The sequence below is a fragment of the Acinetobacter bohemicus ANC 3994 genome (assembly GCF_000367925.1).
In the GTDB taxonomy this organism is placed as follows: domain Bacteria; phylum Pseudomonadota; class Gammaproteobacteria; order Pseudomonadales; family Moraxellaceae; genus Acinetobacter; species Acinetobacter bohemicus.
The window spans coordinates 25,532-51,559 of record NZ_KB849166.1; the positions used below are offsets into that span (position 1 = coordinate 25,532).

The 26,028-nt window shown below is 39.9% G+C and carries 27 protein-coding genes and 1 pseudogene; 2 read left to right on the forward strand and 26 right to left on the reverse strand.

What is annotated here, in order from left to right; genetic code table 11:
- Nucleotides 1-21: 21 nt before the first annotated feature.
- From F994_RS06255 to F994_RS06340, 18 genes and pseudogenes are all read right to left on the reverse strand, one after another.
- Nucleotides 22-1,218 carry a hypothetical protein gene (locus tag F994_RS06255; protein WP_004649374.1) on the reverse strand — a complete coding sequence of 399 codons (1,197 nt, stop codon included), beginning with the start codon at nucleotides 1,216-1,218 and terminating at the stop codon, nucleotides 22-24.
- Nucleotides 1,218-4,733: a hypothetical protein gene (locus tag F994_RS06260; RefSeq protein WP_004649375.1), complete on the reverse strand. Its 3,516-nt coding sequence runs from the start codon at nucleotides 4,731-4,733 to the stop codon at nucleotides 1,218-1,220. The genes F994_RS06255 and F994_RS06260 overlap by 1 nt, the downstream gene beginning before the upstream one ends.
- Nucleotides 4,734-4,742: 9 nt before the next feature.
- Nucleotides 4,743-5,036 (reverse strand): hypothetical protein, encoded by a 294-nt coding sequence (locus F994_RS06265; RefSeq protein ID WP_004649376.1) that lies wholly within the window; start codon nucleotides 5,034-5,036, stop codon nucleotides 4,743-4,745.
- Nucleotides 5,033-6,286, reverse strand: coding sequence for a hypothetical protein (locus F994_RS06270; protein ID WP_004649377.1), 1,254 nt, complete (start codon nucleotides 6,284-6,286; stop codon nucleotides 5,033-5,035). The genes F994_RS06265 and F994_RS06270 overlap by 4 nt, the downstream gene beginning before the upstream one ends.
- Nucleotides 6,276-6,599 carry a hypothetical protein gene (locus F994_RS06275; RefSeq protein WP_004649378.1) on the reverse strand — a complete coding sequence of 108 codons (324 nt, stop codon included), beginning with the start codon at nucleotides 6,597-6,599 and terminating at the stop codon, nucleotides 6,276-6,278. The genes F994_RS06270 and F994_RS06275 overlap by 11 nt, the downstream gene beginning before the upstream one ends.
- A 14-nt stretch (nucleotides 6,600-6,613) precedes the next feature.
- A complete protein-coding gene (locus tag F994_RS06280) occupies nucleotides 6,614-7,021 on the reverse strand; it encodes a hypothetical protein (protein ID WP_004649379.1) in 408 nt (135 codons plus the stop codon).
- Between the two features lie 103 nt (nucleotides 7,022-7,124).
- Nucleotides 7,125-7,799, reverse strand: a complete 675-nt coding sequence (locus F994_RS06285; protein WP_004649380.1) for a phage adaptor protein — start codon at nucleotides 7,797-7,799, stop codon at nucleotides 7,125-7,127.
- Nucleotides 7,799-8,695 carry a RyR domain-containing protein gene (locus F994_RS06290; protein WP_004649382.1) on the reverse strand — a complete coding sequence of 299 codons (897 nt, stop codon included), beginning with the start codon at nucleotides 8,693-8,695 and terminating at the stop codon, nucleotides 7,799-7,801. Before F994_RS06290 ends, F994_RS06285 begins: the two co-directional genes overlap by 1 nt.
- Before the next feature lie 95 nt (nucleotides 8,696-8,790).
- The gene (locus F994_RS06295) at nucleotides 8,791-9,267 is read right to left on the reverse strand and encodes a hypothetical protein (protein WP_004649383.1); all 477 of its coding nucleotides are present in this window, start codon (nucleotides 9,265-9,267) and stop codon (nucleotides 8,791-8,793) included.
- 56 nt (nucleotides 9,268-9,323) lie between these two features.
- Nucleotides 9,324-10,610 (reverse strand): N4-gp56 family major capsid protein, encoded by a 1,287-nt coding sequence (locus tag F994_RS06300; RefSeq protein WP_004649384.1) that lies wholly within the window; start codon nucleotides 10,608-10,610, stop codon nucleotides 9,324-9,326.
- A 23-nt stretch (nucleotides 10,611-10,633) separates the two neighbouring features.
- Nucleotides 10,634-11,656: a hypothetical protein gene (locus F994_RS06305; protein ID WP_004649385.1), complete on the reverse strand. Its 1,023-nt coding sequence runs from the start codon at nucleotides 11,654-11,656 to the stop codon at nucleotides 10,634-10,636.
- 178 nt (nucleotides 11,657-11,834) lie between these two features.
- Nucleotides 11,835-12,275, reverse strand: a complete 441-nt coding sequence (locus tag F994_RS06310; RefSeq protein WP_004649386.1) for a hypothetical protein — start codon at nucleotides 12,273-12,275, stop codon at nucleotides 11,835-11,837.
- Nucleotides 12,276-12,690: 415 nt separating this feature from the next.
- Nucleotides 12,691-13,062 (reverse strand): annotated as a pseudogene (locus F994_RS18030) (Gp49 family protein); the annotation flags it as partial.
- A 432-nt stretch (nucleotides 13,063-13,494) separates the two neighbouring features.
- Complete coding sequence (locus tag F994_RS06320) at nucleotides 13,495-14,157, reverse strand: hypothetical protein (RefSeq protein ID WP_004649389.1); 663 nt, start codon at nucleotides 14,155-14,157, stop codon at nucleotides 13,495-13,497.
- Nucleotides 14,158-14,233: 76 nt separating this feature from the next.
- Nucleotides 14,234-16,522: a portal protein gene (locus tag F994_RS06325; protein WP_004649390.1), complete on the reverse strand. Its 2,289-nt coding sequence runs from the start codon at nucleotides 16,520-16,522 to the stop codon at nucleotides 14,234-14,236.
- Between the two features lie 14 nt (nucleotides 16,523-16,536).
- Entirely contained in the window at nucleotides 16,537-18,210 is a 1,674-nt protein-coding gene (locus F994_RS06330) for a terminase large subunit (protein ID WP_004649391.1), read from the reverse strand.
- Between the two features lie 107 nt (nucleotides 18,211-18,317).
- Nucleotides 18,318-18,992, reverse strand: coding sequence for a hypothetical protein (locus tag F994_RS06335; RefSeq protein ID WP_004649392.1), 675 nt, complete (start codon nucleotides 18,990-18,992; stop codon nucleotides 18,318-18,320).
- Nucleotides 18,985-19,530, reverse strand: coding sequence for a hypothetical protein (locus tag F994_RS06340; protein ID WP_004649393.1), 546 nt, complete (start codon nucleotides 19,528-19,530; stop codon nucleotides 18,985-18,987). Before F994_RS06340 ends, F994_RS06335 begins: the two co-directional genes overlap by 8 nt.
- A gap of 72 nt (nucleotides 19,531-19,602) precedes the next feature.
- Between F994_RS06340 and F994_RS06345 the strand changes: the two genes are divergently transcribed.
- On the forward strand, nucleotides 19,603-20,529 hold the full coding sequence (locus F994_RS06345; protein WP_004649395.1) for a hypothetical protein: 927 nt from the start codon (nucleotides 19,603-19,605) through the stop codon (nucleotides 20,527-20,529).
- 80 nt (nucleotides 20,530-20,609) lie between these two features.
- Here F994_RS06345 and F994_RS06350 read toward each other — a convergent pair whose 3' ends face one another.
- From F994_RS06350 to F994_RS06385, 8 genes are all read right to left on the reverse strand, one after another.
- On the reverse strand, nucleotides 20,610-21,071 hold the full coding sequence (locus tag F994_RS06350; RefSeq protein WP_004649396.1) for a hypothetical protein: 462 nt from the start codon (nucleotides 21,069-21,071) through the stop codon (nucleotides 20,610-20,612).
- A 12-nt stretch (nucleotides 21,072-21,083) separates the two neighbouring features.
- A complete protein-coding gene (locus F994_RS06355) occupies nucleotides 21,084-21,509 on the reverse strand; it encodes a DUF1064 domain-containing protein (protein WP_051061096.1) in 426 nt (141 codons plus the stop codon).
- Nucleotides 21,510-21,808: 299 nt separating this feature from the next.
- Nucleotides 21,809-22,060 carry a hypothetical protein gene (locus tag F994_RS06360; RefSeq protein ID WP_004649399.1) on the reverse strand — a complete coding sequence of 84 codons (252 nt, stop codon included), beginning with the start codon at nucleotides 22,058-22,060 and terminating at the stop codon, nucleotides 21,809-21,811.
- Complete coding sequence (locus tag F994_RS06365) at nucleotides 22,057-23,433, reverse strand: replicative DNA helicase (protein ID WP_004649401.1); 1,377 nt, start codon at nucleotides 23,431-23,433, stop codon at nucleotides 22,057-22,059. Before F994_RS06365 ends, F994_RS06360 begins: the two co-directional genes overlap by 4 nt.
- Nucleotides 23,426-24,358, reverse strand: coding sequence for a hypothetical protein (locus F994_RS17830; protein ID WP_004649402.1), 933 nt, complete (start codon nucleotides 24,356-24,358; stop codon nucleotides 23,426-23,428). Before F994_RS17830 ends, F994_RS06365 begins: the two co-directional genes overlap by 8 nt.
- Nucleotides 24,355-24,510, reverse strand: coding sequence for a hypothetical protein (locus tag F994_RS17595; RefSeq protein WP_004649403.1), 156 nt, complete (start codon nucleotides 24,508-24,510; stop codon nucleotides 24,355-24,357). The genes F994_RS17830 and F994_RS17595 overlap by 4 nt, the downstream gene beginning before the upstream one ends.
- 122 nt (nucleotides 24,511-24,632) lie before the next feature.
- A complete protein-coding gene (locus F994_RS06380; RefSeq protein WP_004649404.1) occupies nucleotides 24,633-24,911 on the reverse strand; it encodes a hypothetical protein in 279 nt (92 codons plus the stop codon).
- An 8-nt stretch (nucleotides 24,912-24,919) separates the two neighbouring features.
- Nucleotides 24,920-25,147, reverse strand: a complete 228-nt coding sequence (locus F994_RS06385) for a Cro/CI family transcriptional regulator (protein ID WP_004649405.1) — start codon at nucleotides 25,145-25,147, stop codon at nucleotides 24,920-24,922.
- Between the two features lie 108 nt (nucleotides 25,148-25,255).
- Between F994_RS06385 and F994_RS06390 the strand changes: the two genes are divergently transcribed.
- Nucleotides 25,256-26,008: a S24 family peptidase gene (locus tag F994_RS06390; protein ID WP_004649406.1), complete on the forward strand. Its 753-nt coding sequence runs from the start codon at nucleotides 25,256-25,258 to the stop codon at nucleotides 26,006-26,008.
- Nucleotides 26,009-26,028: the final 20 nt, after the last annotated feature.

Here is a 26,028-nt window from a genome sequence, read left to right on the forward strand (position 1 = left end):
ACTGTTAGAATTGATAATAATTCAATTTACAATAGCGACAACTCTGTTTCCTAACCCTACAGCCATACCAGATAGAGCTGTAATATTGGATAAATGATCTGACTGTAATTCAATTAATTGACCGCTTGCACTCCCCAACACGAAACCTTTCTCAGAGAGCCACATTGCAGACAATGCGCCACCTTGAGAAAGATCAGCACCCACTACCGCACTATCAACAGTAAAACCACTATCTGAAATAGGTTTAGCTGCGGCCTTATGTTCTAGCACCAATTCTTTTAAATCAGCACCACGCAAGAAAACCACATGATCATATTGCCCCACCCAAATACCACCCTCTACAGGTTCAACAAAAGTAATTCGTTGCGGAAATTGAATGAAGTTGTAACGCTCATCGGTAAGATGAAAAGCCATTGCTTCAGAGAAATATAAAACATTCAAATGAACACAAAGGATACGACCACGCCAAAGACTTAAAAATTTACCATGCTTCATCGGTGAGAAGTGTTGAAATTGCGGTACACGTCCAAATTCAGGTAAAACTGGCAAAGAAGTGTGTGTAGTCGAAATCGGATAATCCTTTACTTGGCGCAGTTCACCACCATTCTGTTCTGTCATATAAAGACGAATATGTGTCACCTTTTCATCTAAGCACATTGGGAATTGCACATCTAGGTTTGAATACTGCACTACGTCAATCTTATCTATCTCTGATAATGCTGATTCTCGCTCACCTACAAGCCACGAGATAGCAAACGAATATGCACCTGCGTCAATACTTCCATCAGCACTAAAACTTACATAAGGCTTTGCTGGCGTATCAATCGTAAACTTAACTGCCTGTAATCCATTAAAAGTATAAAGACCAGTGTCACAAGACATTAAAACAAAATTATTAATGATTTGATGAAATAAAGGACCCTCACCAATCTGCGGTATTAATTCCTCATACTCCCAAGTAATTGGATCTACTTTTACCCAAGCACCATGTAGCATTGCAAAACAATCATGGTGAAGTGAAGATTGCCATAAGTACTTAAAAGGTAAATTGGTTTGCAAGGCAATACCTTCACGCATAGTCATACGCCCTGATTCAGTGAAATCAATATTTACCGCATCACGTACATATAGCTTTGCACCATCACCGCTTCGTTCTAATGCAAATTCTTCGCTTGTATTATCCATTCCCATCACAGGTGGTAATTTTTTAGTTGTCATTAAAACGCCCCTTTTCGATATTGGTCTGAATTACCATCTGGTCTGATGTAATGAACTTTATTTCTAATGTTTGGAGTGCCGTAACTGGTATGCTCCATGCCAACAACACTTATGAATTGTTTTGCTTTAGTCTGCGGTTGTCTTATGACCTTCATGCGTTTTTTAAATTCTGTTGGACCATAGGTGGAAATAAAACTATCAAAACCTTTTGGTACAATTTCACGAACTTTATAGCTGACCCAAGTGCTACCAAATACTGCACAATCCTTCCCAACAATCATAATCGGTTTTTTAAAACCTATATGCAGTGATTGTGGGTAATACTGGTAATCCGACGAACTCGAATATCCCATAGCTGCATCCGTAAAACCGAATGGGTATATCTGACGATTTTTTAACTCAATCTTGGTCGTTCCAAACACCTCACCAAACCCCTTCGGTGCAATTGCTTGTGGTTTTCCATGGTCATCACGTACAACACTAGGACTACCAAAGCTCGACATATCATTCGATTCATATTGTTCTACATACATTTTCCATTCAGGTAATTTATGCCATCCAAAGCGAAGTGCAAATATTCCAATTGGTTGTATGTAACGCTTCCTTAATTCTATTTGTGGCGAAGGAATGTGCATAAAATCATTAGATGATGGCTTTATTTCTCCCTTGGCATTGCGGACGACAGGTTTACCAAATACAACCCCTTTAGTTAAGCTCTGTGGCTCAATGCGGAAAGGTGTAACAAGTGGCTCGCTTACTTGGTTATCCTCATCAAAGATATATGGTGCAACGATAATCTGACGGTGTTTAAGTGAAACAGTCGGATTCCCCACAACCAATTCCTGAATACCGGGTTCAACACGTATTGAATTGGCAGATACCGAAGGCATCCCCATTTTTGTTTCAATGTATTCGTTAATTACACGGATAACATTTTGATTCAAGCTAGGTTTAGGTACTTGCGGATCATCCCATTCGGGCATTCCCCAATAAACCGAACCAGGTATGCCGATACCGTAACCAGCAGCAGGTGTTCCATCTGGAAGGAAAAGAGGATTACCCAAGTAAATATATTGACTGGTGTAAGGAGGTGAGCCTGTTTTTGTGACTATTAGTTTTGATCCAATCTGCATTGATTGAATACTCAGCACCTTAATTTTTCTATTTTTAAATTCAATCAAAGGTTTTGGAATAATGGTCGCTATAAAGCCATCCAGTTTATAAAACGCTTTAGATAGACGTAAATTAGGTAAACCAAACTCATCTTGCGCAGCACCCCTAGCCTTTACTTCTGGAGTGAGATTTCTGATAGTGGGTTCACCCATATGATCCTTATGTGACCATCGCGTAACAATCCTCGCTTGATATCTTGTAAGCTCTACCCACCCCATGGCTGATCGATCAAATCCAGACGGCTCAATATAGCGAGTGTGATGCTGTACTGTTGGTGGTGTGATATACGGTGGCGCAATACCATAACGATTTTCAAACGTAAGTTCACGAATACGGAAAACCACCATTGGATAACCAATAATGGAGCTTTCAAAGCCCTTGAGAGGAAAGGTACGACGAGTATTGACAATCAAAGGTGATCCAAATGCCTGCATTGAAATACCCTTTGGTGCAATGACTTTGGCACTATTACTTAGATTCGTCCATCCAGAAATGTAAGGTTCTTCAATGGCATAAGGTAGCACCTTGCGAACCTTATACGAAATCATCGGTTTACCAATTTCGCTATGCTGGAAAGATGATGGATATAAAGGTCTAGCTTTATTGTCAATCGTCATGCGGCCAAACACAGACATTACATTGCCTACTGTAACAACTGACTTATTACGGTTCTCAATTTTCAGCCACTTAGGTTCCATGCTTGGTGGGTTGAGTTGGCTATCAGGATCAAAATACATCCTTATATATTGGCGATGGTTATATATTGCAGGCTTACCCCAACGGCCTACATTGGGTATGCCATCCGAACTAATACTAAGTGGCTTAATATATCGTCTATGCAATTTTGCTTCGTTAATTCCAAATATCTCAGCAAAGCCTTTAGGATAAATAGTCTGTATTTCAGGAATGATGCGCGTACCAAATGCTGTGGCCACAAAACCATGAATGGCTAGATGTTGTGTACCACCTACACGATGAACAGATGGAAAGACTTGATTAATACTTACAGGTTCGATGGTACGGACCCTATACGATACCCAGGGCGTACCATAAATATCGAATGCTTTACCATTTGTATCGATATTGCGAATACTATGATCTACCGCAGGTTTCCCAGCAACAAAGGAAAATATCCCATCATCAACTTTTAAAGGTCTTTTTCTAAACCATACTGTAGTCAAACCAAATGACGTATGTGCTTTGCCTAAGAGTGCCAGTGTTCTAATCAAGTTAGATACTGTTGAATCACCAAAAGCAGATGACATAAAACCACGAGGGTTAAGTTCAAGTGTTTTGCTGACTTGTGGAATACCCAAACTCGGAACTGGATATGGAATCCCTGTAACTGAGATTCTACGAATTCTATAACCAATACTAGGCTGACCAAAGATTTCGCTATTGATTGAATCCGGTGCAAAGGATGGTGTTTTATTACGGACTACTGGTAAACCAAGGGTTAAGTAAGACTGCCCTTGAGCCGAAATAGATCTGCGATTACTTTCAACCACACTCCATCGACTAAATTCAGAAGAATCAAAACCTTCAGGTTTAATAATTTTATTTTTATTGGCAATTTTAATCTCACCAAAAATACCAGCATCAATCGGGGCAAGCTGCTGATAAATCCTTTGTGTTGGATCAAATATTCTTGGGTATCCAAAACCAGTAGCATCAAAACCAAGCGGTTGATAATAACGTGGACTATGTGAGATCCATGCTAGACCATACCGTGTAGCAACAAAGCCTACTGGTGAAGGATTTCGCTGTACTGTAGCAGTACCAAAAGCAGTCGCCACAAAAGGTTTGGCATATAAAATTTGTGGAGAGACTGCTGCACTACCAAATGCCATTGCATTAAATGCTATAGGTCTGAGTGTTCGAGATTCTTTAGGATCTTTAATTGTAAGGCTACCAAATCGAAGTGTATCAACTCCATTTGGTTTTATGTATTTAACACCGCCAAGAAAGGCTGCCGTACCAAAAGCAGATGCAGCAAACCCACGACCATTCAAGTTTATAAATTGTTTTAAATTATAGGCTTTTGCTGTACCAAAAGTGGGTGTACTAAATCCTTGAGCATATATAAAACGCGCTTTATTTCTTACATTCTGTCCACCATAGGCAAACGAATCAAAACCTACCGGGTAGACAGTAACGATTGCTGATTTTACATCAGGCTTTCCAGTTGCGGGTGGCTCTATACCAATGATTGAGACATACTGTCTTTTATCTTGCTCTACCCCAAAATTAAAGACGACATTGTATGAATCTGGAGGAGAATATGCATCACCTTCAAAATTAAAAACAATATTATGTGAATCAGGTGGCGTGTACTTGGTCATACATCACCTTTATTTAGGTATCAGGTTGTCAAAAATTAGAGCGTTGTAGTTAGAAATAGGATGATAAGCGATTGCATAAAAAGTGGTTAAATTCAGATGGTCAAACTCAAAAAAACCATTACTATCAGTAGATTTATCAGCAATGATACGACCTGTTATTTTTTCATGAAGTCTAACTCGACAAGGAATAGCAATACTTTCTTCTTTTACTTGCCCCTTAATCGACAATCCTTTGTCACTGGTTAAAATAGCATCAGCATTTGCATTTATGGCGGGTATAACTTGAAGATTTATAAGCATCATAAATCCCCTATTTTTAAAACAACTTGCCCGAGTGTAGAGGACGATTGAACCACATTCACTGCAATAAAAAGCCCGCTATTTTTTTCAATAAGTTGGTAGTTGGAATATGGTCTATTCTGAAATAACCAATACAAACCATACATCTCACCGCGTAAGACAGTTTCATTGATAAATACTGGCGCAAATGGAGCCACATTGGTTAAGTTAAAGGCTCCAATATAATTAAATGAACCCGAATACATAGCAGCTTCACCAGTATTTAAAGAAGTGTTTTTAGCTGTAATTGATTGAGCAGCTTGAGAATAACCTCGTTGTAATAAAATTTTAGTTGCAGCTTGGCTATCAGCTAATCCAGTTAATTGTGCATGAAAATAAGTATTATTAGCCACGACACTATTAAATGTACAAGATAGAAAAGTATTTGATGTATCTACATTTATGAGTGACTTGAATGCACCAAATCCATAAATTATTACATCTGTAGTAGCAGCAATTGATGCAGGCAATATATAGAAATAATCACTATTCCCCACCAGTAACCAATTTCGATTGCCTGCTGGTACCGTTTGACTATCACTATAAAAGTTAGCAGTTGCACCTGCGTAATACCACTTTGCCCATCCATTTATGGCTGTAGTGCCACTCCCTGTACCCACCCAGTTCTTATTGGGTGCTGCACTATCATACGGAGCCTGAACCCCAAGCATCGTATCGATATCCGTCATATCTTCGACGATGCCAACTTTTGCGTATTTGGCATACGTTGCTGTATAGGCGGGATCCAGCTCATCTACAACGCGTAGAAATGGCCGACTTGGCAACAATGTATTTTTAGACCGGTATGCCCCTTTGCCACCTGTCGCACTGGTGCTGCTAAATGGTTTTTCCCAACCAAGAGCAGGAAGTTTAGCGGTAATAAAGCCTGTTGCTGGCGATACCGTTGGAGCAGAAGCTAATTGAAATGTAATTGTGGTTGAATTGGGAACAGTGAGTACTCGAGTTTCGACGTTATATTCAGACTGGTTAGCACCTTCTATCTGAACTACCTGATATGGCATTAAGTTATGTGCAGCACTAAACACAGCAGTCACAGTCGTTCCTGCTGCTGTAAGTGAACTTATTGCACCAATCTGAATCCCATTAACTAAACACGCATCAAGTACATTTAACATACAGCCAAAATTATTGGTTAATTGAGGTGCATTATTATTGGTATGCATATAAAACTTAATACCGGTATTAGCCGTCATTTTCCTTAGCCTCTATCAATGCACCATATACATCTTCATTCTTCCAATAACCCTTTTTATCGTGCCACATTGAGTAATCCTGAAATGCAACTTGTTCCCCTCGCTGATTCACTTCCTGACGCATAAAATCAACAATCCACTCCATGACATTACCAATAGAGCGACCTGTTTTCTCTGTAGCATACATCTGAAATTTAGGAATATTTAATAAGGTATTCCAATCGATCTTGACTTCATCAGCGGCATATAAATCCGCCTTAAAGCCAGCTACACTTACAGATTGTGTAGGCGGCTTACTCACTATCTCGCTCATATCACCATCCTTACTCAGACTTTGAAAATTTTATTCGTTCCGTTATCCCAAGTCACAATAATGTCACCACCGTTTGGTGTGATTGGTAAGCCAGTTGCTGTGTCGATGTATGCAACAAGTGGACTGGTGTTCTCACTACCCGAGTCGATATACACAATAATTGCTTCGATTGAGTTGCCAGAAACGGCTGTGAAAGTTACATCTGCTGCATCTGCTGCACCACCAGCAGTAGACTTAGCAGACATTAAGACTGGACCAGCAACACGTGCTGACGTTGGAATATCTGATAAGTATTGATGGACTGACGTTTGTGGGGTGTAAGCACCTGTATCAACCAAAAGACATTTAACAGTATCGGTCATCCAGTTAATTTGCGCTTCAAGGAAACGCTGACGTGCAAAATCGTAGAGTGTATTGGCCATGCTTAGATCGCTCTTTAATATTAAATAACCTTGATTTTGATTATCTGTGGTGGTCAAGAGGTCGCGCCAACCTTACAGGCGTAAAAAAAGCCCCGTCTGGGGCTTATGGGAAAAATGGCTCTACATGCTGCGGCACATCTTCACGCGTAATACGTCGCAAGTCACTGTCTGGCCGTTCACCAAAGTAATCAATAAATTTACCTTCCGCGATTTGTGCACGATTCGGATCAAAGAATTCAGTATCAGGAACACTAAATGCTTTATGTAATGCCCATTCAATCAGATGTGGATGGTGCGCTTTATGTAGATCGACTGGTGCATCTGTATCATCGACCATTGGTAGCAATGGTGTGCGATACCCTTCAATCTTAAGCTCACCATCTTCATCTGGCATAGGCACCAAACGTAATGCAGTATCAGATTGAACAGCATACATAGGTCGCCCTGTCAGTTCACGCCAGTTCTCGTAATAACAACGGTCTAAATATTCCTCTGAAACCAGTTCTGGATGACGACAGGTGCGACTTGAATCAGGATCAAAGCGCAGATTGGTAATTTCATATAGTGCTTCATGTAATACATAGTGTGAATTACCCGACGTGACAGCTATCTTGCACACATCGCTATTCTGACTTTCATGCACCAAGCGACCACGTATACACGCTTCTTCAACTGCATCATTGAGCCACGCTTTAACATCTTCATCTTCATTAAAGTATGGCTCTACCTTGTCATTCGCTTGTACGCGAAAACGTCGGAGTAATTCACTAAGTTGCATTACTGAGGAACTCCCATCGTATCAAGTAGGTTTAAAACCTTATCCTTCATCCAATCAACAGATTGATTTTTAGGAATCTTCTGATTAAAGTTCTTCATGGCGTATTCATACAAAGAATCTTTATCTTCCATACGGCGTACCATATCAATTTCATCAAGCATCTGCGTATTTTCCTTATCCTTATTTTCTTTTTCTTCCTGAGATTTTTTAAGCGTTGCTTCGGTATCGTCCACCGCTTGATCAGAACTTGCTGTTAAAGCTTCTAGTGCATCATCACGTACAAATTCAGGATGCTGGAGTAACTTATTGGCGAGGTCAGTGGTGACTGAGCGTGTTTGGCCATAACTAAATACCAGATTTGATTCATACAAACGATCTGTGTATTCATCTTTTAAGCCCACGTATTTAACACGTACACCCGATGCTATAGTTTTGGCAGCTGGAGCAGTATTCAGACTTTGTGCCTGATTACCTGCCAATTGTTTAAAGGCTGCAAGTGAAGCTTGTAATTGTGCTGTCTGATTGACTAATGCCAAGTGTTCTTCGGGTTCAGGTAAGTCTTTGACCAGATGTACCATTGCTTTAAACAAATAATCTTTGGCTTTTTGCTCTGCTGGCAATTCGTCATAAGGTCGGAAACATGGATGCTCTTTTAATTCAGCGTCCTTCACTTCGCCATACTTCCAGCCTTCAGCTTCTTTTTGAGACAACCATGACTCATGAGATTGTTCAGGCGTAGCATCCGGATTATTGATGTGCATTTCCACACCCATAAACGCACTTTGTTTCTGCCAGTCAGGTGCATCATCCCAAGTCGGTTGACTATCATCCCCTTGAGACAAGCAATAAGCAGCATTAATTGAGTGGCATAGCATTGCAATTGTTGAAAGTTTCATAAGGTTTTCCTGTATTAGAGAAAAAAAGGGATGGCGACCCTTTGCTAAATCATCCATCCCCAAACTGGTAAATCATTATTTTTATGTGCGAAAGATTAACGAGGACCTTTCAACTCACCGTACACCACTACTTTAATGTCACTGACTTTGGCATTAGCCGCACCAGCAACAGTCAAAATTAAACGTGCAGGCTTCGGCAACGTAATCAACTTCGCACCTGTAGCACGTAAACGTCCTACGGCTGCCAAGTCACCAGCACTGATAAAATGTGCTGCATCCTGCGGAGTGGCTGCATCATTAACACCATCGGTATATTTAAAACCCAATGAACCAGTCACTGTTGCCGTCATACCTGTAGTAACAAATACCTGTGCATCGTCTAAGCGCATACCTTCAGGTAATTCACCCAAATCAATCACATCGCCAATTCCAACAGCAGCGGTTGAGTCTGATTCAAGTACTGCACCTGTGGCATTGGTCGCCAATAGGTAAGTTAATGCTGTGAGATTGCCGTATGGTGAGAATCCACCGAATTGACCGTAACGACCATCTTTCTTTTTAATATTCGCCATGATTGCTAAACTCCAAATCTATGAAAGAAATCAAGAAGGGCTTTCACCCTTCCCTCTTACTGACCGCGACCCTGACAAGCAACGGCGGTATCTACCACGGTTACGCCATAGTCGGTGAATTCTTGACGTGTACCTGTATTCACATCGAAGCGAATCTTAGACACACCACGGATTGAACCGATTAACAGCTCCCACTTATCGCCATGATCCATCTCTTTCTCAGACCAGAAAAATGGCACACCCGATTTATCCGAAGCAGCAAGTGCTTCAGCAACAGCCTGACCACCCAAGATGATTGAACGATCCACTGCAAACTTTTCACCAAACGATGCTGGAACTTTGATACCCGATTCAGTTTCAGAGGTGAAATCTGCACAATACTTAATGGTATCGCCAGCATAGAAACGGATTGGACGTGGCATTTTACGGATGAGGAACCCATTCCAAAGACCAACTTCACCTAAAAACAATGGGTGCTGTTTCGCTTGTCCAGCACGAACTAACGCTGCACCTTGAAATGCGCGGAAACCCGGTTGTGTTGAAAATTTGTTGTACTGTGATGGTGATACGAGCCATACGCGAAGCGGTGAATCTTCAGCAGCCACATCACCTTCGAATTTTACGATAGGCGGTGGTAAGGCCATTTCATCCAAAAAGGTCTTCATTGAATCGACTGTATCCATAGTGAACATATCAGTCGTTGCAAAAGCAGCCTCACCAGCATTAACACGAACGCTTGAAATACCTTCATCATCTGCAAAGAAATGACGGTTTTTAGTCGGTGCTTTGACTTTATTCACCATGATTTCATTGAAGTTCGCATGGGTATCCGTTGGAATACGCCATTCAATATTGTCGTGATAACCACGTGCGCCAGCCATGTGAACCAATAAAGATTGGTCGCAATAGGCATCCATTTGTGATTGTGCAAGTGGTTTACCTAATTTACGCAAATCGGCAGGACTACGGATCTGACTCATGACGTTACCCAAGTCAATCGGGAAACGTGCTTGGTTCACGCGAAGTTTATCTTCAGATAAAGACATACCCACGCCACGACCTTCAGCATAAGCAGAACCCATAATCGGATAACCACCCACTGGATTAAGCAAGTTAAAAGTAACTTCGTCACCTTTACCTTTACCTAAATCCTGTACACGTACAATCGGCATGTGAGATGTGGTCTGCTTGCGCAATGTTGCTTCTGCACCTGCTTCACCAGCTGGCATTTTTCCAGACAGTAAATTCAGTGTAGAGTTACGATTCATGTGGGTAGCGAACAAGCCAACAGCCTGTGTCACCATGTTCATTTTTCCACCGTAAGCGGTGTTGGTTTTAGACATTTAAATTCTCTCCACTTTAGTTTTTAGACATTGCGATTGACGTACGCATCGATCTGTTCTGAAGTCCAACCCGTCATTGCTTCGAGTTGTTGTGCTGGACTCATGGCAGCCATACGTTCATCAAGCGTGACTCCTGCTGGCGAACCTGCTGGTAAATCACTGACGCTATGCGGTACTTGTGTTCGAGCGTTATTTACAGCTTGCTTGGCTTGTTCCTTAATGCTGTTCACATCAGGTGTGGCCACGTTCAAATTGTTGGCTTGCTTATACAGTGTTAAAAGTTCATTAATTTCTGTTGCAGTTCCACGGCTTAACACATTGTTGTATGCACCTTGTAAAATACTAGGCTGTGCATCTTTCCAATTTTGGAACTCTTGAGATTCAGCAACGGATTCAAAGTCAGGGTGTACCGAAGCAATTGCATCAAAGTGTTGTTGCTCTGCGCTTTTCGCAAGTTGTGCTTGTTGCAGCTGTTGTTGTTGTTGAAAAGGTTGTAATGCCTTATCAATAGCAGCTTGAATTGCACCAGGTACTCTTAATTCAAGTAATGCATCCACACCTTTCGCAATCGCCTCTTCGGAAAAATCACCGAACATGGCAATCACATTGGCATTATCTCCACTTGCAGCAATAGCAGCTTCAGCCGTCGCTAAATTCTGTTCTGCCGCTGGTGTAGCTTGACCTGTTTGGATCTGACTTTGTGCTTCAGCAAGGGCTTGTTCATAGCTCTCAGCTTTAGCTTTCCATTCCTGTTCGCCTTTTCGAGCCTTCTCCAAACTTTCGTATGGAATGGTATGAATGCCGTCTTTAGCGAGAACTTTAGCGTTAGATGCATTTAAGTCATCTTCCGCTGGTACTGTATTCGCAGCATCCGGTTGTTTAATTTCTTCATTCACTTGGTTAACGACTGGCGTATCGATAACAGGTTCCACTGGTTGTCCAATGGTTTCGCCATTCATGGCAGCTTCAATGAGCTGAGATGCAAGTTCAGGAGATACTTTTCCGGTTGCTTCAATTTGATCGTTTTGTTGCTCTGTAATATTCATGCCTTTCCTGCCACTTATCGCTGTAGCCGCATTGAGGTTAGTGCAGACTTTAAGAGTCCATGCTTGCTGCTGATTGCTCAACTACGGCTAGTTTGCAAGTGTTTAATACAGACGAGCCAACCCTACAGGGGGTGAATTACAGACGTAAAAAAACCACCCGAAGGTGGTTTTTTAAAATTTAAAGTAGTTTTCCATTGGATTCCAATACTAAACTCATTCCACTCTCATTATTTAACAATTTGATTAAAGCAAAATAGAACAGATTCTCACTATGATCGAATTTTTCAGTATTCAATGCCTTACCAAAATATACTGATCTAGAGTGTTTGGTAATATTTTTAAGGTTACATGAGAAATGATAAATAGTAATTTCATCGATTAATTGCTCATCGTATCTAAATTCAAAATCAATAGACTCAATCGAATTCATATCGACACTCTGTTCTAATTGATCGTAAAAAGTCTTAATATTTTCAGGGAGAGCCTCAAGAGTAATACCTACTGCTTCTTTCGATTTAAATCTTAAATAAATATCTGATTTTGAAATATATTCATTCGTTTTACCTACTTTTTTCCACTCGTTTAATTTTAAATTACAAGCAATTTGCTCAAAGTTCATTATGTTGTCCATGTTTGTATTATACAGAAATTAAATTATGGGGCTAAATTTATGTTTTTCAATGCTATAAGTATAAAAAACCAACATCATTGATGTTGGTTTGAGGGTATCCGATTCGATGGGTTTAAATCAATTCATCTAATAATTTAGTCATTTTGGTTTCTGCTTTTTTTCGCAAATCACTACTGATATTTGGTGTATTCAACAATTGGGTAAGCAAATATGCATTTTCACGATTATTTAAAAGTTTAGTACGATGAATACAATCACCAACATTGCCACCTATGGGAATGATTGGTTTAACAGCATCACAATATTTAATTTCTAAATCATACAATTCAGAAGAAACTATAGGGCTCTTTTGCAACAGCCCTACATCCACACCTTGGTTAGCAAAGTGTTCTTGGAATTTAATTTGATGGCTTAATTTTTCTTTCAACAAATAACCTTCTAATAACCAAATTTTTTCACGAGCATTGTCATAGGCAATTTCCTTCCCAATCTTTGCATCATAATTTTCAGGACTAGCACAAGCTGATTCACCTGTAACTGTAAAACCATTTTCTAATGTAAGAATACAGAATGTTAATGTCTGTAGTGGAGGTGGTGCATCAAATACTTCTACACCATTATCACGCTTACACACTTCACGAGGTAGGATGTATTCAACTGCTTTGATTTTAGAATCAATATGTTCGGGTGTTATACGAGGTGCATTTAAGTTTTTGGATTGAATTTCTTGTTCGATTTTCTGTTCTGCTGTCTTTAATTCATCCTGAACTAAAATCACAACCGCACCATTCGGAATACGATCCGTTTTATGGCTATACGTTTCATTATTTGTCACTCGATAATCAAGTAATGGATTTTCGACAACCAAATAATCACCTGAAATACGCCATGCACTAACGCCAATCATTCGTGCAACCTGTTCAGCATTGCCTGTGGTATCGGTGGTTAAATCAAGTTGCAAAATAATTTGAGTAGTCATAATAATTCCTAATATAAAAAGACAGCTATTAAGCTGCCTTGATTATTCAAGTATTAATTTTGATGGTCACACCTTACAGGGGTTACTTTCTTTTAATTTTTGGATCTTGCGAATCACCAATTTTAACTAATGGCGGTCTTGGGACTGGTGCAGGTATAGGTTTTGGTTTATCTGACATTTTAATTTCTGCTTTCCTTTTTTGGCGGTGTATGAATAATCCAATCTTGCTCAATGGGCGGTCGTGGAACAGGTTGTTGTGGTGGTTTTGGTGTTGTGTTCGTCATTATGATTACTCAAATCTACAATACAAGTTGTGGTGGTTGACTTAATTGGTTTTACATCCCTTGTATATAAATCAATCATTATTGAAACTAGTAATAATACTAAAACAATTCCCAAAAAAGCAGTTTCTTTATAAGCATTTTCTAAAATTTCCTTCTTGTTCGCTAAACTGCTTGTATATGAATTATTTATTTCAGACAGATCATTTGATAATCCTTCATAAACCTCATCCAACTTGCTCTTACTTATGTAGTTGTTCATTTCCTGCCCAGTAGCAAGTTTAAAAACTTCTGTCACCTTCAGCGATGAAAACAACAATCTTGAAATATTTAAAATCACTGCAAAAGCTAATGCTAAAAAAACAACTGATGCGATTGAAAAAAAATTATACTTTGAAATTTCAAAGAAATAATATCTTGATATAATTCCAAGTGTTGCCATTACGATGGCAACAAATGTTAAATACTTTGCAGCTTTATCATCTAATCTCACTGTTTGTGCTTTTACAATATCGTATTGTTCACATTGAAATTCATACAAAAATTTTAACTTTTCTGTATGAAGCTCTGCTTCTTTTTCTTCTATCTCTTCTGATGTTTTTTTTACCATAAGTTGATCTTAAATATAAGTATTTTATAAATAATACCATACAAATTAAAAAAAATTCGATCCGTATGGCTTTAAACTAAAGATTGTCGTTTACATCCGTGGTTTCAATCCCCTGCTGTCCTGTGCCAACCTGTTGTGGCACAGGTGGATTCATCGGACTGGTATTCTGCTGAACCTGTGCAATACCTTCACTTCCGATCTCAGCGCCTTCCCCTTGAATGTATGGACTGCGTATGTCACTTGCTGCTATCTCTGTCGGTGTTGGGAAATTAGGATCATCACCACCAGGTGTAGGACGTTGATAACCTGCACCTTGCATAATCGCATCGGCAATCGGTGCAATCTGCGGCATCTGTGCAATTTGAACACCAGCTTGCATTGCTGAATAAGCAGCTTGCACACCAATCTGTACCGAGCGAGCATCAATTTCACTGACTTTACTTAGTGACTCACGCTCTTTAAGCTCAAGTTCACGCAACTTAATATCATTACCAGCTTGTGCCAGTGCTTGTTTAACCGCTTCTTTGATCTGTTCTTCAATCTGTTCAGGTGTTGGTGCTTGTGAAGCCTGCTTAATCGCTTCAACAATATCTTTCTTAAACGGCGTATCGGTAAGTGCAATAACATATGGCAGTACTGCGGCTTGTACAGCTGGCGGTAATGACTTAGTAACTTCCGAAAGCGCATTAAGTTGTTGCTCTTGGTACGATTTAGAACTTGGCACATCACTCAATATGACTTTCAGGCGTGTACGTTGAACGTCATTGGATAAATACGGATAACCCTCTTCGCTAACTTCAGGCTTGTTGATCACCACTGTTCGGTCTGCTGTAACAGCATCACCTTCAATAATGACCACTTCTTCCTCATTGCCTAGATCCTCAACAATCATGGAAAGTAACATCTCACCCATCATGGTTCGACCTTCGCGGAAGTTATCCATCATTTTGGCAAGCGTTTGATTGGACTGCTCAACCTGAATCTGTTCCTGACGACCAGAAGTAGCATTACTCTTTTTACCTTGAAAGCCTGACGTGATATTAGACACACGTTCAATCGATGCGCGATTCTCACCCATCATTTGAAAATGTTGATCTGTTAGGTTGTAGTCACGCTTCACTTCAAATTTTGCACCGGGTTGCGCCATGTGTTGCCGGCTCAAAACAATATCAGCATCAGGACGTGCAACTTGACGACGTAATTGATCATCCGTCATATCAACTGCACCTTTGGTACGTTCAACACGTGTCACCGACATGCCCCAACGTAACTTAGACAATGCACTGTTTAGACTGTCTTGGCTGTACTTCATATCACGGACAAAACCATAAGGAATGCCTGTGTTATCTTCACGGAAGCCAAAAAATGGTACGTATGGGAAATAATGGTGTGAATATGGTGTTTTACCATCATGCAAGCAATGTGGCCCTAACCAGTATGAACGACGCACTTTAGATACATTCGCTCGGCTTGGTATGGCCAATCCATTCGCCACGGCAATGTTATGTGCCATGTTATCTTCATCGTATTCAACCACACGACCATCTTTAAACTTTAAGACAACAGTATTCTTCCAACGGCGATACCACATCTCGACTACATTCATTTCCTTTGAGGTTGGGTTATACCAATAATTTTCTGCATGCGTCCAAGCACGTGCATTGTTCCAAGCATTTTGTAAGCCTGTCGATACACCACCATCTAAATAGCCAGCATCATTCCACCATTGACCACCATAACGACCACATAAATCGATCAGTTCTGCATGATCAGGGAATGAATCCTTTAAACGCTTGGGATGAACCCAACGTGTCCGTTGTAACCATCTTGCATCGGATAGGTCTGATTCAGTGGATTTCATATCCCAACGTATCTCGTTACGATGTACAGCCACACAACGATATGGGTATTTGAATGGATCAGGCTCACGTTTAACTTCAACAAATCCCAAGCCGCAGCCAATTTGAGGGCGAAACGCGTCTGAACATGCTTTATCAGCTTTGGATAAACGCTCTGCTTGATTCAATTTATAATTCAAAGCATCTGCTACTTCCTGTCCGCCTAGCTCACCATTGGGAGTAACACGCCAATCTGTACGTGTCTCAAGCTCAAAACCCTGAACAGATACCAATGCAGGACCAATCATATTCTCGATTGCAGGAGGGATACCGGCTTTCATCATACGGTTCATCAAATCGGTATCAAGTTGATTGCCGTCTGAATAGTCCATTTCCATATCAGCAATATGTCGCCAATGCGGTTGTTCCTGAATTTCAGCTTGAATCTCTGACAGTTCCTCAACTGTGAGTGCATCCTCATCGACCGCATCTACAACATCAGTCTCTTGTGCTTCGTAGTCCTGCATTAAATTTCCCCTCATCACATACGCCAATCTGGTGCCGGTGCTTCTTGATAACTACTATGATGATTAAATGATTGTTGATTGCTTGTGCTAATAGTCGTTGTAGCACTTTGCGTATAAATAAGCTCACCCAACAGACCTGCTTCTTTGGCTTGGGCTAATTGTCTTAATGCGTCTGCACCTTCCGAGCATCCATTGGCTTTATTGGGTTGATCGATATAACGCTTATCAGCCTTCGAGAATTTCTTTTTGTAGCCTTCAATGCGCTTAATACCCAACTCACAACGTGTTTTATCAAACCATACGTTTTTCAATAGCTTGCGTGTCATTTGAATACCGGTCTGTAATAACGTAATACGTGGCACAATCACAAAGTTATGACCAGGTAATAGCTCTTGTAATGACTCTAATGTGGATTTGTTATAGTCACCTAAGCGTTGGTGTGCAGCATCATGCGGTAAGAAATGCGTGTGATAGATATAGCCGCGCTTTTGGATCTCAGCGGCATAGTGTCGTAAGTCCTGTCCATGAGCTTCGTAATAATCAATCATACGGTCTTGAGAGTTCATAGTTTGATGAAACCAAATTGCACAACCATCACTATTCCCAATATCCCACCATGTACATGTGGGTATATCTAAGACTTCAATTTCGGTAATACCGCCACGTTTACGTAGATTCATCATCTCTTTGGCGTAGTAATTACCATCTGTAGCAACTTGAAAGGCTTCTTCGGGGAATGATGGGTATTCTTGCCACATCTTCGCTTGATCACCGGTCAAGTCATTATCACGTGTGATGACGTACCAAGCACGCTGATCCGGATCGAGGTGCATTTCGATACCCATTGCTTCAAGGACTTTATATTCAATATCATCAAAGTTCTGATGATCTGCATCACTAATATCAACTGCAGAAGAATCTAAACGATATTTAGGCTCTTGCCACCACGCATAAAAATGAAAGCGGTAATCTTTAACAGAGAGTTTCTTGCGTGCCGAGAAGTTCTTTTGAGCATCATTGACGATACTGGCGAATGCACCTTCTTGCCCTTCTGCGGTTGACTCAATAACTAAAATACCGTTACTCGGCACAGTGGGAATTGAACCTGTGACCACTTCAATTGCTTTACCCGGATCGCTGGCACAGATCTTACCAAACTCTGAAATATGCAGTCTGTGATTGGTAACACCACGAAATGAAGTTGCTACGCGAATAGATGAGCCATTGTGTGCAAATTCCATCTCAGACTTGTTGCAGATTCTTAGCGGAAAGCGTTCACGTATCTCTGGGGGTAAGCTATCGTACGTAAATTTAATCTTATCTTTAAATATGCTCCAGACCGTTGTTAAGTCCTGTGCAATGATTGCGCAGTTCTGATTCGCATTAAATAAAGCATGGTCAAGCCACATCACACAGATTAGCGTTGTAAAACCCAATTGGCGTGCTTTTAGAATTACATTACGATGCCACAAACGATTTAAAAATTTAACCTGAGCAACATTAGGCTTAAATGGCAATTCGAAAGTTTCAGCTACTTCCATGTTGCCATCTTCATCTAAGAAGTCATCACCCTTAATTTTGATCTTATATAAGCAACCGGAAAAAATACGCCATTTGGGATCAGCCAAGCATCGTTTTAGTTCCTCTGCATTATTTGGCAAAGGTAGTAAAGGTGTGTTATTACTCACTTTCTTACCTCATTTGCGCAATATTGGTGCGGTTTTGGAGCCTGTACGCGCATGAAATTAAATTGACGTGGATAGTTAGTCGCTTCATTTACGTACAAGCCTTTGAATTAATAGTCTTTATCTTCTTGCACAGGTTGGAATCCTGAACTGTTACCTTGGGCAATGCTTTCAAGCAATGTCGTTAGTGCATCAGCCGTTGTATTTTCTTTTTCTTCCAATCCATAAGCCTGACGTTCTAAAGCAACCAATGTTTTCATCGTGTCGCTCAGTTCTTTAATTGCTTTGACGCGGTTTGGTAGATTAATGATCTTCATATACAGATCATTTAATTTATCCATGCCTTTTTCGTCTGGACTGTAGAGAAGTTCACCAAGCTGTTGCAGCAGGTTTACATTCTCTGCACCGACCATTAATTCCAGCTCATCAAATAACTTCATTGAAATGGATCGAGCACGAGATATGTCTTTACGCTGACCAAGACGGATATCTGTAAGTTTGGTTGCAGCATCATCAATAATATCTTTATCGCGTTTTATGGTTACAGGTGTAACCAGTTCCGTAACCATCGCTCGCGTAACCATGTCATCAGACTTAGCTTTGATCTTTTCCGCAAGGTTTCGCGGAATACCCAGCTTTGTAAAATGCTTGATGATTGCAGCGTGTGAAACAGATTCATTAGTTTCTTCTGTGTACTGTGCCGCAAGCTGACGCGGGCTAAGTATCCCAGCTCTCCATCCTGCTTCTATGCGTTCGTAATCAATTTTTTGTCTTTTTTCAGTCATTGATTACTACCTCACCTTTAATGCTTTCAGCAACTTTGATATGAGCAGCTCTACATGCCATGATCTTTTTCATTGATGCAGTCGGTAGCGCAATAACTCCAGCTTTCTCGCATGCAACTTCAATAAGTACATCAAGTTGAATATCGCCTGTAGATGACCACATTAAGCAACGACGTACTTTTGTTACAGCACCTTTTGACATTGCTAATTGAGTTGCATATAAAGTTGCTTGTCCAATACCCGACACAGTATGTGTGTAACCCTTCGTTCCATCTTTAACTTCAATAACACTCGCACTACCATCTACGTGATAAATGACAATATCAGCACGACCATATTTGAAGGATTGTTCATATCGACAAGTACAAGCTGCTGTATGAGGTATTCTTTCATCAAAATATCCACACTCAGTAGATTCCTTAAATTGTTGAATCAAATCGTATTCAACGCCATGTGGAATTTCATTTTGATCTATGATTTTTGATAACTCTTCTATAACCATAGATTCAATTGATTTTTTAGATATTTTTTCAGCCATGACTACCCAACCTCTTGATATAGCTATAATCTTATTATGGTGTGGGTATGTCTAACCTTAGAGGGGTATAAAATGCAATTTAATAACGTAGAAAAACAGCATGAAGTTTTTGGTATGTGTAATAAGCTGATTAATGATTGGGCAATACATACCATGCAACAAATGGATGTACAATTTGATATTGACAGCGATAATGCTCCTTACCTGCAATTCTTGAATTACCAAAGGAAAATTATTCAACCTAAACTACGTAAAGTCAGTTACGCCACTAACTTTAAAGTAAGTGATGAAAATTCAGAGGGAATCAAGAATCTTATTGGCAGTATTGAGAAAGGTGATGATATAAATAAATATTTGAGTAAATTAATCTTAAAAGGCAATATTTCTGATGGAATGTTAGATCATTTTGGATGTAAACACTTTCATTTAGGTAATAAGCAAGCAAATGATTTTGTAAAAAGAACTGGTGAAATTGCCTTAGCTTTTGTAACTGATGCTGAAATATTTTTCATTGAAGCAAAGTTACATGGTAAAGATCATCCTTTAATCTGGTATGAAGATAGTGTAATTAGAATTTTACATAATGAACGGCCTGATCTAATTGCGGAATTTAAATCTAAATATATGAAAAATATATCGCCAAACTTTTCTAATCCAGAAGACTTAAAAAAAATGAGGGATATGAATGTTAATAACTATGTTGTAATAGATAATGAAACAGCATACTCCATAAACCTTGGTAACACTTTAGGAGGTTTGGGTTTTGAGTTTACCCAAATATATATAAGTCATTCTAGATTAATGTTTTCTACCATCTATAAAACATTAGATGCTTTTTCTACTTATCACAAGGGTTCTGCTGTCGTAAAAAGTATTGAGCTTTATGATTTAATATCTGATGATTTTAAGATTTTTAGCCAATTTAAACTCGATATTCATTATGTTCAGAATAATCAATCTAAAAAATTCACTCAAGAATTCAACTTTCATACAAAATAATAGCATAACCCTTAAATAGCCACCGTTTGGTGGCTTCTCTTAATTTTAATTACTTGTCTTATTTTTCACTCTTACCAACATCACAACAACTCCCCCTGCCTCCCACCTCCCACCAAATCCCCAACCTGATGAGAAAGACGTTTAATCTGTCCAGCTAAACTCGATTGAATGACTGCCATATTATGGCCAAGCTCAATATTTGAATATTGCATAGCTTCTGCAACTACCAAATTACCTAGCGTTCGAGCTTCTTTTGGTGTGAGAGTCAGTACTTCATCCCCTATTTCAATTTTGACTGTGCCGTCAGGTAAAACCATCTTAGACATAATGCGTGATACAGGATGTTGAATAACTGGAACATACACACCACGCTCTACACGCATGATTTTTTCAATATCAACCAAGTAGCTTAAACGATCATCAATGATTCCAATTTTCAAATCCAACATTGCAGCTAAAGTTGTACGAGTGACAATCTGTTCGTTATTATGCAAATCAACGACTGCATCAAAAATTACGTCAGTGCTGTTTTTATTACTCATGCCATATCCCCTTTAAACTTCCATCACTTCTATGCCGTGTTTTTCCATCATTAACTGCTTCTTTAAAACATATAGTGGTGTAATCGTTGCGTCAGACTTCACATCCTCTACAATTAACTTGCCATCCCGGATATATGTAAAATCAGCTTCGTATGTTGTTTCTCTCTTATGCTTACCAATGCTTGGGTAATAAACTTTTTCAGCCACACTAAATAGAACATGATGTTGTAAATCTTTAATCAATCCTGCACGTTCCATTACTTTCAATTTTCTGTAATGCCGTTCCTCTTTTTTTGAATCAAATTTCATGTCATCTGTTTCAACAACAGTATTTCCGTACTTACTTTTGCGCTTTTTTTCTTCCGGAATATCTGTCGTCTTAAATAGATGGCCAAGACCCATTTTTCGTGCTGCTTCAAAGCTAACTCTATTTTTCATCAGTTAACATCACTGGTCGAAACTTGTTATAAAACGATTGGCTTGTGGGACCTGCGTATTGACACCATCCCCAACCCTCACGCCACCAATAATATTGATTACCTTCACACTTCCAAAATGTGCCGTCAGATTCCAGTAACGTCGCGTCCTTCAGGTTTTTCATACATCACCATAGGTCTACGGTCATAATTGAAATACATGCCAGCAACGGACATTGCGCTAATTAAACTCTTAATTTTCATACTCACCTCGCAGGGCTTTTTGATCACCAACTACCAACCCCAATTCTGCGATTAAGTTCATGCTGATACCCTCTTCTCAAACCCTGATTTAATTTGATTGGTTCCCTTCATTCTTTGTGGTCTATAGCGAATGTTGTAACAACACTTGCAAGCAGCCTCATATCTTTTTGATGTTGCCCCACTGAGTAGTTTTGCATTGCGATGGAACCAAAATTCATCATCAAGAGGCCAATACTCACCACACTCAATACAAAGCTTTTCTCGACCTAACTCTGTTTCGATATATTTAGGTTTTTGGATTTCACTCATGCTGCACCACCTAAACCTTGCAATTGATCAATCGCACCACTATCCAGATTAGAAAACTGGCAGTACTTCAATTGCGAATGCATGTACGATGTGCCACTTTCACCGTGGCGGTTTTTGCCCAAAATAGCCTCAGCAATTCCCCGGTACTTAGATTCTTTGTTGTAGATCTCATCTCGGTACAAAAATAGAATTTGATCCGCATCTTGCTCAATCGCACCCGACTCACGTAGATCTGATAACACCGGACGTTTGTTAGGACGTTTTTCAAGTTCACGATTTAACTGAGACAGCAGCACAACGACACAATCAAACTCTTTGGCCATAGCCTTAAGCTCACCTGTGAAATACGCAATCTTCAAATCTTCACGAGCAAAGGACTTTGTGGTTTTCATGATCTGCAAATAATCAATAAACACCGCACCCACTGAACCGTACTGATGCTTCACCTTACGGATAGACTCACGAATGTTTGCAATTGACGGGCGCGAGGTGTCATTGATCTGCATTCGCACGTTTTTAAGCATGGTCACTGCTTGTGTGTACGCTGTAAATTCTTCTTGCGGTAGCAAGTGTGGTGCATTGCGTAGCAGTCCAATATCAGCAGGAGCCATAGCACAACACATACGCATTGCTATCTGTTCTTTCGGCATTTCACCTGACATAACCAGTACCGGCTTTTGCTGAAATATTGCAACATTACTGGCAATCACTTGGAGCATCGTGGTTTTACCCATCGCTGGTCGTGCAGCAATCACCATTAAACAACCCGGTTCCACATCACCCAACTTCTGATCAAGATCATAGATCCCTGTCTGAATGCCCTTGATCATGGTTTTACCTTGAGTCAATGCGGTTATTTTTTCGTGCATTTCAACAAAAGTATTCACAGCCGCATCATGGATGTGAAACAGTGATTCACTCGCTTGCTCAGTATTAATTTCAGCAAACATACCTTGCGCTTCTTGCACCAACTCCCCGCGACTTACGGTTAGGTTTTGAGCTTTGAAAATAATCTTTTGCGCTTCAGCTTCCACTTTTCGGCATGTCGCAAAATCTTTAAGTTTTTCAGCGTATGGGATTAAATTGTAAAAACTTGATGGGGCATCCTGAAGAACTTGCATCAAGTACTGCTCTCCACCCGCCTGTTCGCTCATGCCGTGCGCAGCAAGGTGGTCGTTTACTAAAACTGCGTCATACGGTGCGTTCTTAGCATCAAGCTCTACCACGGCCTTAAAAATCGCCTTGTGGCGTGTTGAGTAAAAATCGTCTTCAGTGAGAAGGTTTTCAACATGGCTGTAAGATTCAGCAACGGTCATCAATGCGGCAAGCACGGATTGTTCAATCTGCAAATTATGAATTTTGGTATTAAACATTGCTGCCTCCTAAAAATCCTTTTGGTTTTGAAGGAAGGTTGATCAGGGATTGAGTTGGTGACTGTTGCGTTGGTGCTGCTAGCTGACCACCATGGTTTTGATTAATCTGACTCACCCAATAATCATTTTCCCACTGGCGCTGATTGAGCCATGCTTGTGGTGCCGGAATATAATCACCATCATCCTTGATCCAATCTTTGGAATTTTTCAGTTTTTCAAGAATGGTTAACAAGAGATCAAGATTAAAATCCGATTCGTATTTTTTGAAAGTTTTAAATGATTCAGATTTTTTAGTTTTACGCTTGCAGACTGGATAGGCTTTCCAGAACTTTTCAAAACTCTCCGGATAGTCATTTGGATTTTCAGCCTTAGGTTGTTCAGAACCACCCTTTTTCTTTTTTGTAGTAATCTCTGTAGTAGTCTCTGTATTTGTCTCCTCTTTGAAATGGGGAGGGTCTACCTTTTCAGATGGGGAGCCTCCCCATTTTGATAGTGATAGGGTGGTCACTTTAAAAAGGATAGGGGTAATTAGCTCAATAAACAAAACATTGTTATATTTCTGATTGTTAGCGTCAATTGTACGAAAATGACGTTTGATCACGCCAAATAGCTCAAGACGATCCAAAGCCTCTCTGACTTGCTGCTTAGAAAAGCCATATTGATCCGAAAAACTTTGGTAAGAACGCTGTAAAAGATCAGCCTTAAACTTCTTTTTTATGCTGACTATTTGACCAGAATCCTCATCCCGAACAACAGCTGGGCGATGCCAATATACGATTTCAGCGAGCAAAATAATGCCATTTACATCGGGTTTTCCGCTGTCTAATTTGAAAATATTGAACCAATTTACAGGGATAATATTCCCTTCAAGGTGAACACTTCCGACTTGATCAACAACATCGTGACCAGTGCTGAATAAACTCATTTCGCCCCCTTCATTGCAAATGAAGATAAATTTAAACGTGCTTCAGCGACCGCCTGAGCTGTTTTAACGGATTTACATAAAACGTGTGCTGTTACAGCAGATCGAAAGCGCTCGATAAGGCGATTCAGTTCGATTTCTTGAAGTGCTGTCATACCCCACCCCCTAAGTTCATATCCGCAAAATCCGAATTGTCATTGTTTGATTGTTGTGCTAAATTCATTTGCATATTTAAAACCCCGCAAGTGTTTTGAATTGAAAAGCCTGATCCACGAAATCAGGCTTTTTTTATGCTCGAAAAAATTTTTAAGTTTTTGAATACATTCTTGAATACGCTTGAATACTTTGTATTCTTTGATTTTTTTACATGCTCAGATGATGATTGACCTGTCTCCACTTCAATCTTCAAATCTATGGCTTCTCTTAACCACTTAGCACGATCACTACCTTGGCTTTCTGCCAAGTTGTCTATCAGCTCCTGCACCTCAAGTGGCACACGAGTTGACATGGGTGCCAACAGTTTTTTGCTGAATACAAACGTTATTTTTGTTTCCATGGGGTTACCTATTGAATTCGTTCAGGCTCTCTTAGTTCAATCCAAATGTCCTGATAATCTTCTGGGAAAAGGTCTTTACGTGTGCAGATTCCACGATCTTCAGCAATTACAGCTAGGCGGATTTTTCTGTCAGTTGGAATAGCTTTCCAACCACTCACTGAAGGTCCTTTAATACCTAAAATCCGTGCAACTGCATTACATCCACCTAGGGCTTCTATAAGTTTGTTGTCATTCATGTTGCTCTCCTAAAACAAATACAATTATTAGGCATTCCTTATTATTAATCAATAGGCATACCTAATTTTATTCATGTTAGGATTTCCTAACTATTTGAGAGTTGTTTTATGAAGACATTGGCTGAAAGACTTAAATACGCAATGGAAGTTCTACCACCAAAAAAAATTAAAGGTGTTGAACTTGCACGAGCAGTTGGTGTTAAACCTCCTTCTGTTAGCGATTGGCTTTCAGGTAAATCTAAGACAATGGAAGGTGAGAATCTTTTACGTGCTGCAAAACATTTATCAGTAAATCCAGTATGGTTAGCGACTGGTAGCGGTGAAATAAAACTAGAAAAAAAATCGGCATTAGGCACTGATCTTGATATCAATCAACAAGAAATGATCCCTGTTAAAACTTGGGATTCCAGCACCCCTCTTGACGAAGATGAAGTGGAAATTCCGTTTTTTAAAGACTTTAGTTTTGCATGCGGATCAGGTGCGATTGGTGAAGCGTTATTAAATGAAAAACGCAAGTTGCGTATGTCTAAAGCAACGTTGCGTAATAAAGCCATTGATAAGAAAAATGCAGTTGCAACCACGTCCTCTGGCGACTCAATGAGTCCAACTATCAAAGATGGCGATACAATCCATATCGATTTAGGTCGTAAGACAGTTAAGGATGGCAAAATTTTTGCTGTATGCCATGGTGGCCTCTTCTTAGCAAAGCGCCTTTATAACTTACCAATGGGTGGCATCCGTATTGTTTCTGACAATACAACGGAATATCCAGAAATTCATCTAACAGCTCAAGAAATCAAAGATCAACAATTTGAGATCGTTGGCTGGATTTGGCAAATTTCTACAATGGAAAATTGGTAAAACTAATTACTGTTGTCCAA